The 12084-nt window shown below is 75.2% G+C and carries 15 protein-coding genes; 8 read left to right on the forward strand and 7 right to left on the reverse strand.

Annotation, left to right across the window (positions count from 1 at the left end; translation table 11 throughout):
• The first annotated feature begins 59 nt into the window (after positions 1-59).
• Positions 60-983, forward strand: a complete 924-nt coding sequence (locus A2CP1_RS15250) for a zinc metalloprotease HtpX (protein WP_012634089.1) — start codon at positions 60-62, stop codon at positions 981-983.
• A gap of 3 nt (positions 984-986) precedes the next feature.
• Here the strand turns inward: A2CP1_RS15250 and A2CP1_RS15255 are convergent, their stop codons facing one another.
• From A2CP1_RS15255 to A2CP1_RS15265, 3 genes are read right to left on the reverse strand one after another with little or no spacing between them, the layout of a single operon-like run.
• The gene (locus A2CP1_RS15255) at positions 987-1403 is read right to left on the reverse strand and encodes a hypothetical protein (protein WP_012634090.1); all 417 of its coding nucleotides are present in this window, start codon (positions 1401-1403) and stop codon (positions 987-989) included.
• Between the two features lie 14 nt (positions 1404-1417).
• Positions 1418-2446 carry a zinc-binding dehydrogenase gene (locus A2CP1_RS15260; RefSeq protein WP_012634091.1) on the reverse strand — a complete coding sequence of 343 codons (1029 nt, stop codon included), beginning with the start codon at positions 2444-2446 and terminating at the stop codon, positions 1418-1420.
• A gap of 15 nt (positions 2447-2461) precedes the next feature.
• Positions 2462-2890: a hypothetical protein gene (locus A2CP1_RS15265; RefSeq protein WP_012634092.1), complete on the reverse strand. Its 429-nt coding sequence runs from the start codon at positions 2888-2890 to the stop codon at positions 2462-2464.
• Between the two features lie 117 nt (positions 2891-3007).
• On the opposite strand from A2CP1_RS15265, the gene A2CP1_RS15270 reads away from it, so the two are divergent.
• The 3 genes from A2CP1_RS15270 (at position 3008) to A2CP1_RS15280 (ending at position 4204) form a co-directional block, all read left to right on the forward strand.
• Positions 3008-3421 (forward strand): NUDIX hydrolase, encoded by a 414-nt coding sequence (locus A2CP1_RS15270; protein ID WP_012634093.1) that lies wholly within the window; start codon positions 3008-3010, stop codon positions 3419-3421.
• 64 nt (positions 3422-3485) lie between these two features.
• The gene (locus tag A2CP1_RS15275; RefSeq protein ID WP_012634094.1) at positions 3486-3983 is read left to right on the forward strand and encodes a peroxiredoxin; all 498 of its coding nucleotides are present in this window, start codon (positions 3486-3488) and stop codon (positions 3981-3983) included.
• Positions 3984-3985: 2 nt separating this feature from the next.
• Positions 3986-4204 carry a hypothetical protein gene (locus tag A2CP1_RS15280; RefSeq protein ID WP_012634095.1) on the forward strand — a complete coding sequence of 73 codons (219 nt, stop codon included), beginning with the start codon at positions 3986-3988 and terminating at the stop codon, positions 4202-4204.
• Between the two features lie 206 nt (positions 4205-4410).
• Here A2CP1_RS15280 and ygfZ read toward each other — a convergent pair whose 3' ends face one another.
• Genes ygfZ through A2CP1_RS15300 form a run of 4 tightly spaced genes read right to left on the reverse strand, consistent with a single transcriptional unit; the run spans position 4411 to position 8281 of the window.
• Positions 4411-5325 carry a CAF17-like 4Fe-4S cluster assembly/insertion protein YgfZ gene (ygfZ, locus tag A2CP1_RS15285; protein ID WP_012634096.1) on the reverse strand — a complete coding sequence of 305 codons (915 nt, stop codon included), beginning with the start codon at positions 5323-5325 and terminating at the stop codon, positions 4411-4413.
• Between the two features lie 54 nt (positions 5326-5379).
• Positions 5380-6240: a DMT family transporter gene (locus tag A2CP1_RS15290; protein WP_012634097.1), complete on the reverse strand. Its 861-nt coding sequence runs from the start codon at positions 6238-6240 to the stop codon at positions 5380-5382.
• A 57-nt stretch (positions 6241-6297) separates the two neighbouring features.
• Complete coding sequence (gene queG / locus A2CP1_RS15295; RefSeq protein ID WP_012634098.1) at positions 6298-7335, reverse strand: tRNA epoxyqueuosine(34) reductase QueG; 1038 nt, start codon at positions 7333-7335, stop codon at positions 6298-6300.
• Positions 7336-7342: 7 nt separating this feature from the next.
• Complete coding sequence (locus tag A2CP1_RS15300) at positions 7343-8281, reverse strand: hypothetical protein (RefSeq protein WP_012634099.1); 939 nt, start codon at positions 8279-8281, stop codon at positions 7343-7345.
• Between the two features lie 131 nt (positions 8282-8412).
• Between A2CP1_RS15300 and A2CP1_RS15305 the strand changes: the two genes are divergently transcribed.
• From A2CP1_RS15305 to A2CP1_RS15320, 4 genes are all read left to right on the forward strand, one after another.
• Positions 8413-9273 carry a DNA-methyltransferase gene (locus A2CP1_RS15305; RefSeq protein WP_012634100.1) on the forward strand — a complete coding sequence of 287 codons (861 nt, stop codon included), beginning with the start codon at positions 8413-8415 and terminating at the stop codon, positions 9271-9273.
• A 102-nt stretch (positions 9274-9375) separates the two neighbouring features.
• Positions 9376-10221, forward strand: coding sequence for a CDP-alcohol phosphatidyltransferase family protein (locus tag A2CP1_RS15310; protein WP_232288226.1), 846 nt, complete (start codon positions 9376-9378; stop codon positions 10219-10221).
• Between the two features lie 105 nt (positions 10222-10326).
• Positions 10327-11541 carry a CarD family transcriptional regulator gene (locus A2CP1_RS15315; protein ID WP_012634101.1) on the forward strand — a complete coding sequence of 405 codons (1215 nt, stop codon included), beginning with the start codon at positions 10327-10329 and terminating at the stop codon, positions 11539-11541.
• Positions 11538-12083, forward strand: a complete 546-nt coding sequence (locus A2CP1_RS15320; protein WP_012526944.1) for an archaemetzincin — start codon at positions 11538-11540, stop codon at positions 12081-12083. Before A2CP1_RS15315 ends, A2CP1_RS15320 begins: the two co-directional genes overlap by 4 nt.
• The last annotated feature ends 1 nt before the right edge of the window (position 12084 follow it).

The raw sequence follows: 12084 nt of genomic DNA on the forward strand, positions 1-12084 counted from the left end.
CGCAGCCGGGCGGGCGGCCGGCGGATTGACGCGGCCCCTCCGATGGTTACTCAAGCAGCATGTCCTGGAGCGAGGCGGCCCAGCCGCGCGGCATGTCCCCGAAGGCCGGCGTGGGCCGGAACTACGCCAAGACCGCCATGCTGATGGCGCTGCTCATCGCGCTGCTCGCGATCGGCGGCAACGTGGTCGGCGGCATGCAGGGGATGCTACTCTTCGGCGGGCTCGGGCTCGTCTTCAACTTCGTCTCCTACTGGTTCTCCGACCGGCTCGCGCTCATGGCGCACCGCGCGCGGCCGGTGACCCGCGAGGAGCTGCCGCAGGTGTACGAGATCGTCGAGCGGCTCACCCGCCGCGCCGGCATGCCCATGCCGCGCGTCTACGTCATTCCCTCCGAGACGCCGAACGCCTTCGCCACGGGCAGGAACCCGTCGCACGCGGCGGTCGCCGTCACCGAGGGGATCCTCCGCATCCTCGACCGGCGCCAGCTCGAGGGCGTGCTCGCGCACGAGCTCGCCCACGTGCGCAACCGCGACATCCTCATCTCCACCGTCGCCGCGGCGGTGGCCGGCCTCATCTCCACGCTCGGCTACGTGGTCCGCTGGGGCGCGCTGCTCGGCGGCATGCGTCGCGAGGACGACCGCGGCGGCTCCGCGCTCGAGCTGCTGGCCTGGGCCATCCTGGCGCCGCTCGTGGCGCTCGTGATCCAGCTCGCCGTGTCCCGCTCGCGCGAGTACGGCGCGGACGCGTCCGGCGCCGAGCTGGTGGGCGACCCGGAGCCGCTCGCCGAGGCGCTGCTCGCGCTGGAGCGCGGCAACGAGGCCATCCCGTACCAGTACGGCGGCCCTGCCACCGCGCACCTGTTCATCGTGAACCCGTTCCACGGGGCGGGCGCGAAGATGATGAGCCTGTTCTCGACCCACCCGCCGGTCGAGGAGCGCGTGCGCCGGCTCCGCGAGATGCGGCGCGGCGTGCGGTACGCGTAGGCGTCAGTAGGCGCAGGCGACCGCGCCGGTGCCCACGTCGAGCTGCCCCTGCAGCGTGCCGCCCTGGCCGTTCGAGACGATGAGGGTGTAGGTGCCGGGGGCGGACGGCGCGGTCACATTGCAGACGATGTCGCCGGGGGCGCAGCCGGGCGGGCAGCTCGTGGAGCTGTCGCACGCCTCCGCCAGCGGATCGAGCTGGATGTAGCCGCCCTGCACGTCCACCTCGCAGCGGGTGATGTTCTGGTTGCAGGTGGGGCACGCCTTCAGGCGGACCGGCACCGTCGCGCCGGGCGACGCGGTGCAGCTCTGGATCTGCGAGACCTGCGGCGTCTCCGTCGGGCAGGTGTCGTTGCCGCAGCCGGCCACGAGGAGCGCGGTGGCAGCGAGAGCGGCGGCGGAGAGGGCGTTGCGCGTCTTCATGATGGGCTCCTGCGTCAGGGCGTGAGGACGATCTTCCCGAACTGCGCGCGATCGGCAAGCAGCGCCTGCGCCTCGCGCACCCGGGCGAGCGGGAGCACCCGGTCCACCACCGGCCGCAGCCTCCCCTCGCCCACGAAGCGGAGCACCTCGAGCAGCTCGCCGGAGGTGCCCATGGTCGAGCCGAGGATGGAGAGCTGGCGGTAGAACACGTGCCGCAGGTCGGTCGGGGGATCGTAGCCGGTGGTCGCGCCGACCGTGACGATGCGGCCGCCGGGCGCGCAGGCCAGGATCGAGCCCTCCCAGGTCTTCCTGCCCACGTGCTCGAACACCACGTCCACCCCGCGGCGCTGCGTGAGCCGCTTCACCTCCTGGACGAAGTCCTTCGCCTCGTAATTCACGACCTCGTCCGCGCCGAGCGCCCGCGCCCGCTCCAGCTTGGCGTCCGAGCCGGCGGTCGCGATGACGCGCGCCCCGTGCAGCTTCGCGATCTGCACCGCCGCGACGCCGACGCCCGAGCCGGCCGCGTGCACCAGCACCGTCTCGCCGGGCCGCACGCGTGCGCGCGCCACCAGCGCGTGCCAGGCGGTGAGGAACGTGAGCGGCACCGCCGCCGCCTCCTCGAAGGACAGGTTCGGCGGGAGCGGCAGCGCGTTGCGGGCCGGGACCACCACCGCCTCGGCCTGGCCGCCGGAGACGTGCTCGCCCAGGATGGCGTAGCCGCGGCACAGGTTCTCCTCGCCGGAGCGGCAGCGCACGCAGCGCCCGCAGGAGAGCCCGGGCGCGAGCACCACCTCCGCCCCCACCTTCGGCTCGTCCACCCCGGGCCCCACCGCGTCCACCACGCCGGCCACGTCCGAGCCGAGCACGTGCGGGAACGACAGCATGAGGCCGCTCCAGCCCTTGCGGACCCAGAGGTCGAGGTGGTTGAGCGCCGCTGCGCGCACCCGCACCCGGACCTCGCCCGGGCCGGGCTCCGGCAGCGGAAGCTCGCCGACCTCGACGCGCTCTGGGCCGCCGTGGCCGCGGATCAGGACCGCCTTCATGTGCGCTCCCGTTCGCTAGAAGGACTGGTACGTCGGATTCTGGTCGAACCAGCGAGCCGCGCAGATCACGGCGGCGGTGCCGCTCGTCTGGAAGTCCGCCTGCCTCACCCGGACCTCGCAGCCCAGCCAGCAGCCCGTCGGCCCGCAGATGTTCGAGTCGTTCGGGTAGTACGACCAGTCCATGATGCAGAGGACGTTCGTGTCCGAGGCCGCGCCGCACAGGTCCCCGGCGCCCGTCGAGGTGAGCGGCAGGCCGCACTGCATGCCCGTGAACACGTCCCTGTAGCGGAACACCAGCTCGGCCTGGTCGAGCGTCGCCCCGCTCGCGGCCAGCGCATTGCACTGCCGCCCCAGGTCGTCGTACGCCTTCTCCTCCTTGCTCTTGCCGCAGGCGGCGAGGGCGAGGGCGGCGGCGACGAGGGCGAGCGTCCGGGCGGCGGTCACGAGCGCACGTTATCGCCGGGTGCGGCCCCTTGCCAGGGGCTCGCTGGGGCGGGATAAGACCAGCTCCCGGCCGGGGAGGGTCGCGCCGCCCGGCCTCGATCCACGTGGGGTGAACGGATGGTCGTCCGCGTCGACGTGCTCCCGCTCGCGCTCGAGCTGCGGCGGGTCGTCATCGCCGAGGTCATCGGCGGGTTCCACGGCCAGGCCCAGCTCGGTCGGTGGTGGCTGCCCTCCGGCGTGCTCGCCGATGGCGAGCAGCCCTCCGAGCGCGCCGCGGCCATCGCGCGCGAGCAGCTCGGGCTCGAGCTGGAGGGCCTGGTGGTGGTGGGCTGCCGCGCCGAGCAGGTGGGCGGGGCGCCGCACCTCGCGCTGGTGTTCGCCGGCGCCGTGGCCGGCGGCGAGCCCGCGCCCGGCGCGCCGGTGACCGGGTTCGCGGCGCGCACGCTCGCGGAGCTGCCCGATCAGGTCGGCTTCTACCACCGCGACGTCATCGAGGTCCTAGCCGCCCGCTACGAGCGCCTGCGGGCGTGAGGACCCCGAGCCGCGCCCCGGCGGACCGCTTGCCCGTGGCGGTCGCGCTGGCTAGGACCGCGCCATGACCCTTCCCCTCCTCGCGATGCTGCTCGGCGCCTCCCCCCTGAAGGTGGGCGACAAGGCGCCGGACTTCACGCTGCCCGACAGCGACGGCAAGCCGGTGTCGCTCTCGAGCCTGCTCGAGTCCGGTCCGGTGATCCTGGCCTTCTACACGAAGGCGTTCACCCCTGGTTGAACGCGCGAGCTCTCAGCGTACCGGGACCGGTATGCCGACGTGGCGAACAAGGGCGCGCAGGTGGTGGGCATCAGCACCGACTCCGTGGAGACGCAGCGGAAGTTCAAGGACGAGCTGAAGGTGCCGTACCGGCTGCTCTCGGATCAGGGCGGCAAGGTGGCGAAGCTGTACGGCGGCACCATCCCGGTGGTGGGGCTCGCGAACCGGGCCACCTACGTGCTCGCGCAGGACGGCACCATCCAGGAGATCGTGACCGGCAGCGCCGCGATCGATCCGGCGGGCGCGATCACCTCCTGCCCGCTGCACAAGGGGAAGAAGGGGTAGCCATGCGCGTGGTGGACGGGTTCGTGGCCGGGCTGCGGCGGCGGCTCCTCGGGATCTCGGCGGAGGAGATCCGCTACACGTTCGAGGACGTGCGCGGCGAGATCCGCGCGCTCCGCGCCGAGCTGAAGGAGGAGATCGCCGCCGTGCGCCGCGACCTCGACACGCTCCCGTCGCGGCAGGACCGGACCAAGGGGCCGGAGATTCCGGTCGCGGAGGCCTGATCCCGCTCGTGGTTCGACAGGCTCACCACGAGCGTTTCGGATTTCCGCTCACCCTGAGCGTAGGCGAGCCGGAGTCGAAGGGTCACCCTGAGCGTCCCTCGACTCCGCGCGGCCGCAAGGGCCGCGCTACGCTCGGGATGAGCGAGCGGGCCGGGTGAGCGGGCTCGTCGGGATCCGTTCGCCCTGAGCCCGTCGAAGGGCGAGCGTCAGGCGACCACGCCGTCCTCCACGATCACGGCCCGCACCACCGCCTCGCCCTCGCCCGCCCGCACGCGCTCGCCGGGCTTCCAGTGGGCGCGCCGCAGGTAGCCGAGGCCGAGGCGGCCCTCCGGCGTCTCGGCGACGCTGGTGACCGCGCCGACCTCCTGGCCGCCGGCGACGAGCGGCGTGCCGGGGCGAGCGCCGGGCGGCAGCTCGAGCTGCACCAGGCCGCGCTGCAGGTGGCCGCGCGCGGTGGCCCGGAGCACCACCTCCTGCCCGATGTAGCAGCCCTTCGTGAACGAGATGGCCGCGCGGGTGAGCCCGGCCTCCATCGGCAGCCGGCTCGCGTCCATGTCGGCGCCGAAGCGCGCCACGCCCGCCAGGATCCGCAGCGACTCCAGCTCGGCGAGGTCGAGCGGCGCCGCCCCGTCCGCGACCAGCGCGGCCCGCAGCGCCTCCGCCTCGGCCGCCGGCGCCCACACGTCCATGCAGGGCGCGCCGCGGCGCGCGGTGGGAACCACCGGCGCCGAGCCCGCGCGCCCGCCCAGCTTCGCCGGCCCCTCCGGCCCGAGCACCGGCAGCGCGCGCAGCGTCGCCGACAGGTCCTCGAACGTCACGTCGTCCATGATGACGAGCTTCTCCAGCAGCGCGCGCGTCTCCGGCGCGGCCGCCGGGTCGAGCTCGACGAGGACCTCGCCCTCGCGCGCCAGCACGTGTCCCTCGCCGAGCAGGTGCCCCTTCGCGTTCAGGAACGCGGCGTAGGCGGACTCGCCCGGCTTCAGGCGGGCGAGGTCCTGGGTGGACATGCGGTGCAGGTAGTCCTGGGCGTCCTTGCCGGTGACGCGCAGGAAGGCGCGCTCGAGCACCGGGCCGACGGCCCAGCCCTCGCGCGCGGCGCGGAGTCGTTCGTGGAGGCTCACGCCCCCGTGGATAACGCGGGCGCGGCGCCGGCTCAAGGCGCGCGGCGCCGGGGGCTACCCGCGCTCGGTCAGGATCACGCCCGCGATCACCATGGCCCCGCCCGCGACGAACGGCGCGGTGAGCCGCTCGCCGGCGATGGCCCAGGCGAGCAGCGCGGTCAGCACCGGCTGCAGGTTGGACCAGATCGCCACGCGGCTCGCCTCGGCCCGGGAGAGCGCCCAGTAGTACAGGATGTAGGCGACCACGCTGGTGAGGAGCACCAGGTACCCGAGGCTGGCCCAGCCCGTGGTCGAGAGCGCGCCGAGCCGCGACCAGTCGGTCGCCACCAGGCCCACCGGCAGGTACACCAGCGTCCCGAGCACGAGGGCCACGCCGGTCGAGCCGACCGCGCCGTAGCGCTGCGCGTACGGCTTCCCCGCCACCGCGAACACCGACCACGCCACCACCGCGAGCAGGATGAGCAGGTCCCCGGCGAGCTGGCGCGAGGAGCCGTGCAGCCCCACCGCGCCGCGGCCGAGCAGCACCACCACCACCCCGGCGAACGCGAGCGCGATCCCGGCCAGCTTCGCCGGGCCGGCCCGCTCGCCCAGGCGCACGCGCGCGACGAGGAACACGAACACCGGGGTGAGCGCGTAGAGCAGCGCCGCGTGCCCGGGCGTGGTCCAGGCCATGCCGGCGAGGAAGAGGCCCTGGTTCACCGGGATGGCGATGACCCCGAGCCCCAGCAGCGCGAGGAGATCGCGCCGCGCCACCCGCACCGGCCGGCGCCACAGCAGCAGCCCGAACGCGAGCGACGACAGGCCGAAGCGCACCAGCGCCACCTCGAACGGCGACAGCTCCCCCAGCGCGCGCTTCGCGGCGAGGTAGGTGCCGGCCGAGATGGCCGAGTGCAGGAACATCACCAGGTGGACCATGCGGCGCGGGAATGTAGCGGTCGGTGCGCCGGGCGCAAGCCGGCGCCCCGACGTGCCTCAGGGATCGCGCGCCTCGCCCAGCCGCTCCAGCGCCCAGCGCGCCGCGGCGCGGACGGCGTCGCCGAGCGGGCTCTCGAGGTGCGCGCGGATCGCCGGCAGGTACCGCCGGTCGCCCGAGGTGCCGGCGAGGAGCAGCGCGTTCCGGACCAGGCCGTCGTGCCGCGCCCGCGCCAGCGAGGTGCCGTGGAAGCGCCGCCGGTAGCCCTCGGCGTCGAGCGCGAGCAGCTCGTCGAGCCACAGCGCGAGCTGGCCCGGGCGCGGCACGAGCTCGAGGTCGGCCTCGGCGGGCACGCCGCGGTTCCAGGGGCACACCGTCTGGCAGTCGTCGCAGCCGAACGCCCACCCGCCCAGCCTCCCCGCCAGCTCGTCGGGGATGGGCCCACGCCGCTCGATGGTCCAGAACGAGATGCAGCGGCGCGCGTCCACCACGCCGGGCGCCGGGATGGCGCCGGTGGGGCACGCCGGCAGGCACGCCTCGCAGGTGCCGCAGCGGTCCGGGTGCGGCGCGTCGGGCGCGAGCTCGCGGTCGAGCAGCAGCGTCGCGAGCACCACCCAGCTCCCGTGCTCCGGCGTGATGAGGCAGCCGTTCTTCCCCACCCAGCCCACGCCGGCCCGCTCCGCCCACGCCTTCTCCATCACCGGCGCGATGTCGCACGAGGCGTACGCGCCCAGCCCCGGATCGGCCTCGCGCAGGTCCGCGAGCAGGGCGGCGAGCTTGCGCTTCACCACGGTGTGGTAGTCGCGGCCGCGCGCGTACCGCGCCACCGCGGCCGCGCCGGGCGGCGGCGCCGCCGGCTCGCCGGCGTGGTACGAGAGCGCGAGGGCCACCACGCTCCGGACGCCTGGCAGGAGCCGCGCCGGGTCGAGCCGCTCGTCCCGCTGCGTGCGCAGCCACACCATGTCGGCCTCGAGGCCGCCCGCCAGCACGCGATCGAGCGGGCCCGGGTCGAGCGGCTCGGCCCGGGCGATCCCGCACCTCGAGAAGCCGGCCCGCGCCGCGGCCGCCTTCACCCGGTCGGCGTCGAGCCCCGCCACGCGCCCCTCAGCCGCGCCGCCCGGCGCGCGCCGCGACCTCGGGCGGCGCCGGCACGAGCCGCTTCGCGATGGCCGCGGAGAGGCCTCCCGCCGCGGCGCCGGCGAACCCGCCCAGCAGGATCGCCCCGACCGCCACGCCGGCCGCCGACGCCGGGGTGGCGTTCTCGGCCACCAGGATCCCGTAGCCGAGGGCCATCCCCACCACCACGGCCACGTTCCCCCGGCGCAGGCGCGCCTCGGCCGCGGCGGCGAGCGCGAGCACCGCGACCGCGAGGCCGGCCTGGAGGGCGGTGGGGGTGAGATCGCGGAACACCGTGACGCGGAGCGGCCCGGTCGCGTCGCCGCCCAGCCGATCCAGGGTGAGCGCATGCCCGTCGCCGAGGTCGCCCTCCAGCCACACCTCGGTGCGGTCGTGCGCGACCGGCGCGCGCCCGCCCCGGCCCACGCGCGCGTAGGTGTAGGTCCGCTCCAGGTGCCCCTCCACAGGCGGCCGGAGGCCACCGATGGTGAACCGCACCGCCGGCGAGCCCGAGGACGGCAGCGGCGCGGCCACGAGCAGCCGGACGTGGTGCGGGACGTCCGCGGGCACCGGCATGACGTCGCCGCGCGCCGCCAGCGCGCCCTGCGCGAGCGGCCGCCCCGGCACCACCGCGGCGACCGCCGGCACCACCGACAGGAACAGCGCGCCCGCCGCCGCGGCCACCGCGAGCCCGCGCCCGGCGCGGTCCGCCGCCGGTGAGAGCGCCGGACGGAGCGTGAACGTCGCCGCGAGCAGGCCGACCACCGCCGACACCGCCGCCGCGGCGGCGCCCTCGGGCAGCCAGCCGGCGGCGTACAGGCCTCCCGCCGCCGCGAGGACCGCGAGGCCGGCGACCGGGAGGATCCAGCCGGTGAGCGCCTCCTCGAGCCAGAGGGTGAGGGGCGACGGCGGTCGGGGTCGGGGCATCGGGATCTCCGCGGGGGCTCCGGCGGCTGGTCTTAGCACCGGACGCGTCCCGCCGCCGGGGTGCCCTCTCGTTCTCTGGCAGTGCGGCCGAAAACTGGCGATATCGATCGGCCCCTCTACGATGCGGCGATATGGCGACTCGGCTCGAGCTCCTTCACGAGTGGAACGACCTGCCCGGCGTGGCCGAGCGAGGGCGCGGCTGGGCGCTCGTCCAGGGCGACTGCGTCGAGGCGCTGGAGCGCCTCCCCCCGCACTCGGTGGACGTCGCCTTCGCCGACCCGCCCTACATGCTCTCGAACGGCGGCAGCACCTGCCAGGGCGGGCGCCGCACCTCCGTGAACAAGGGGAGCTGGGACGCCTCCGGCGGCTTCGCCGCGGACCACGCGTTCCAGGCGCGCTGGCTCCAGGCGGTCCGCAAGGTGCTGAAGCCGTCCGGCACGCTGTGGGTCTCGGGCACGCAGCACGTCATCTTCTCCATCGGCTACGCGATGCAGGAGCTGGGCTTCCACCTGCTCAACACCGTCACCTGGTACAAGCCCAACGCCTCACCCAACCTGGCCTGCCGCTTCTTCACGCACTCGACCGAGATCCTGCTCTGGGCGAGCCCGATGAAGGCGCGCCCGCTGGCGCACCGGTTCAACTACCGCGCGATGAAGACCGCCAACGGCGGCAAGCAGATGCGCGACCTGTGGGAGATCGCCGACCGCCCGGCGCCGGGCGGCGACCAGGTGGTGTGGTCGGTGCCCACGCCCGGGCCGCGCGAGAAGGTGCACGGCCGCCACCCCACGCAGAAGCCGCTCGCGCTGCTCGAGCGCGTGCTCGCCGCCAGCGCCGCGCCCGGCGACCTGGTGCTGGACCCGTTCTCGGGCTCCGCGACCACCGGCGTCGCCGCGCTCCGTGCGGGCTGCCGCTTCCTCGGGCTGGAGCGCGATCCCGGGTACGTGGACCTCGCCGCCCGCCGCCTCCGCGCCACCACGATCGATCCGGAGTGACGCACCCGCTGTGAGCAGCCCGGGCGGCGCGCGAGCAGCCGCGCACGCGTGCGCCCGTCGGGCGACTGCCTTGTTCCGGGCGAGGTGCGTACATTCGTCGGCGTGACCCCTCGCGCGCTCGCGGCGCTGCTCCCGCTGGTCGGCCTCGTCGCCTTCCTCCTCGGGACCCTGCTCGCGTTCGGCGCGCGCGCGGCGCTGTTCGGGCGGCCGCACACGCCGGACATCGAGAAGCGCCAGCACACCATCCTGGCGAAGTTCTTCCAGGAGTGGTGGATCTGGCTGTGGGGCCCGGTGGAGCGGCTGTGCGTGCGGCTCGGGATCTCGCCGGACGCCATCACGCTCGCGAGCACGCTGGTCGCCGCCGGCGCGGCGGTGCTGCTCGGGTTCGGCTGGCTCTCGCTGGGCGGCTGGGTGTTCCTGGCCGGCGCGAGCTTCGACTTCATCGACGGACGCGTGGCGCGCGCCACCGGCCGCGTCACCCGCGCCGGCGCGTTCCTCGACTCCACGCTCGACCGGGTCGGCGAGCTGCTCGTCTTCGGCGGCCTCGCGGTGACCTTCCGCGGCTCGGTGGTGCTGTTCGCGGCGCTCGCCGCCGCCGGCGCGTCGCTGCTCGTCTCGTACGCGCGGGCGCGCGGCGAGGCGCTCGGGGCGGACGAGGCGGCGCGGGTGGGCGGGATGCAGCGGCCCGAGCGGATCGTGGTCACCGGGGTGGCGTGCGCGCTGTCGCCGCTCGCCGACGCGGCCTGGGGCGCCGGCGCCGGCCGGGCGGTCGTGGGCAGCGCGCTCGCCGCGCTGGCGGCCCTGGCGACGGCCACCGCGGCGCGGCGCACGTTCGTGATCTATCGTGCCCTGCGGCGCGCCGACCCGGCCGTGGCCGCCCGGCCGCCGTTCCGGCTCGCCGACGTGTTCCGCCTCGACGCCACGCGGCGGCGCAAGGCGGCGCGCTGAGGCGGCTGGAGTGACCGCGCTCATCCCGAGCGTAGCCCCGCCGCCGGCGGGGCGGAGTCGAGGGACGATTGCCGACCCCCTGGACGCATGGTAGGAGGGGGAGCCGTGAGAGGTCCGCCCGCCCGCCACCCGAACGACGACGCCCGCGAGCAGCTGCCCGCGCCGGAAGGCATCATCGGCGCCGCCGACGAGCTGAAGCCCGGCGACCGCGTGGTCTACCCGAACCAGGGGGTCTGCGCCGTGGTCGGCTGGGAGGTGAAGGACATCGCCGGCCAGAAGCTCGAGCTCGTCCGCATGACGCGCGAGGAGGATGGCGCCGCGGTGATGGTGCCGAAGGGCAAGGTGCCGTCCATCGGCCTGCGCCGCGTCGCCACCGGCGCGCAGATGGAGGGCGTCTTCCACTACCTCGGCGCGGTCTACGACGACCCCGAGCTCGACTGGAAGGTCCGCCACCGCGACAACGCCGACCGGCTCATCGCCGGGGGCGTGCTGGGCGTCGCCGAGGTGGTGAAGGGGCTGCACTCGCTCTCGCGCCTGCGCCCGCTGCCCACCAAGGAGCGCGAGCAGTACGACAACGCGCGCCACCTGCTGGTGCACGAGGTGTCGGTCTCGCTGGGCGTGCCGCCCGGGCTGGCCGAGGACTACATCGACTACGCGCTCATGCCGCCGGCCGGCGTGAAGTTCGACCTGAAGCCGCCGCCCGCGCCCGTCCCCCTGCCCTCGCGCCCGAAGAAGCGGCGCGTGGTCGAGGAGGCGGAGGAAGGCGATCTCGGGCTCGGCGACCTGGGCCTGGGCGACCTGGGCATCGACCTCGAGGGCGCGCTCGAGGGCGCGGAGGTGCCCGGGGCCGAGGCCGAGGGCGAGGGCGCCGAAGGTGCCGAGGCCGGCGAGGGCGAGGCCGGCGGCGCCGAGGGCGTCGAGCCGGCCGCCGTCGAGGAGGCCGCGCCCGAGGAGCTCCCGGAGGTCGAGGAGCCCGTCGCCGAGGAAGACGAGGCGGAGGAGCCGCCCGCCCGCGCGGCCCGTCCCGCGAAGCCCGCCCGCGTCGCCGAGAAGCCGGCCAGGGTCGAGAAGCCCGAGAAGGCGGAGAAGGCGGCCGAGAAGAAGGCGGCGCGCGCCCCGAAGGCGAAGAAGGCCGAGCCGGAGAAGCCTGCCCGGGCCGAGAAGCACGCCGAGAAGCCGTCCGCGCGCAAGGCCGCGGCCGAGAAGGCGGCGCCCGCGAAGAAGGCCGCCGCGAAGAAGCCCCCCGCGGCCAAGAAGGCTGCCGCGAAGAAGCCCGCCGCCGAGAAGCCGGCCCCGAAGCGCGGAGGGAAGAAGAAGTGATCCGCGTCGTGACCCTCGACACGGTCGACCCGACCGACATGGCGGCCCTCATCCGGACGCTGTACCAGGCGTTCGGCCTCGGGACCGAGTTCGCCGGCGAGAAGCCGGTGCCGTCCGAGGCGGAGGGCAAGGACGGGCGGCTCGACGCCATCACGCTGCTGCGCGAGGTGGAGCCGGTCCGCACCTTCGCCGACGACAAGGTCCTGTACATCGCGGGCGCGCCGCTCTCGCTTCCGCCCGGACCGCTCGGCGAGCCGCCGTGCTGGGGCTTCGCCGACTACGGCAAGGAGCGCGCGGTGATCACCACCGCGAAGCTGCCGGCGCGCGGCGTCAGCGAGGCGTCGATCGAGACCTACCGGCGCCGGCTGGCGCGCGAGGCGATCCACGCCATCGGGCACCTGTGGGACCTCCACCACTGCGTGGACGCGCGCTGCGCGATGCACCCCTCGTGGTCGCAGTCGCTCGCCGCGAACCCGGACTCCGACCTCTGCACCTTCTGCCGCGAGAAGAGCGAGCGGAAGATCCGGCTCGCCAAGACCTAGC

The sequence above is a fragment of the Anaeromyxobacter dehalogenans 2CP-1 genome (genome assembly GCF_000022145.1).
GTDB lineage: Bacteria > Myxococcota > Myxococcia > Myxococcales > Anaeromyxobacteraceae > Anaeromyxobacter > Anaeromyxobacter dehalogenans.

Bases quoted from the DNA above. Each gene is read 5' to 3' on its own strand.
- A2CP1_RS15250 (WP_012634089.1), top strand. From the start codon at position 60: ATGTCCTGGAGCGAGGCGGCCCAGCCGCGCGGCATGTCCCCGAAGGCC.
- A2CP1_RS15255 (WP_012634090.1), bottom strand. From the start codon at position 1,403: ATGAAGACGCGCAACGCCCTCTCCGCCGCCGCTCTCGCTGCCACCGCG.
- A2CP1_RS15260 (WP_012634091.1), bottom strand. From the start codon at position 2,446: ATGAAGGCGGTCCTGATCCGCGGCCACGGCGGCCCAGAGCGCGTCGAG.
- A2CP1_RS15270 (WP_012634093.1), top strand. From the start codon at position 3,008: ATGGTCGTCCGCGTCGACGTGCTCCCGCTCGCGCTCGAGCTGCGGCGG.
- A2CP1_RS15280 (WP_012634095.1), top strand. From the start codon at position 3,986: ATGCGCGTGGTGGACGGGTTCGTGGCCGGGCTGCGGCGGCGGCTCCTC.
- A2CP1_RS15290 (WP_012634097.1), bottom strand. From the start codon at position 6,240: ATGGTCCACCTGGTGATGTTCCTGCACTCGGCCATCTCGGCCGGCACC.
- A2CP1_RS15300 (WP_012634099.1), bottom strand. From the start codon at position 8,281: ATGCCCCGACCCCGACCGCCGTCGCCCCTCACCCTCTGGCTCGAGGAG.
- A2CP1_RS15305 (WP_012634100.1), top strand. From the start codon at position 8,413: ATGGCGACTCGGCTCGAGCTCCTTCACGAGTGGAACGACCTGCCCGGC.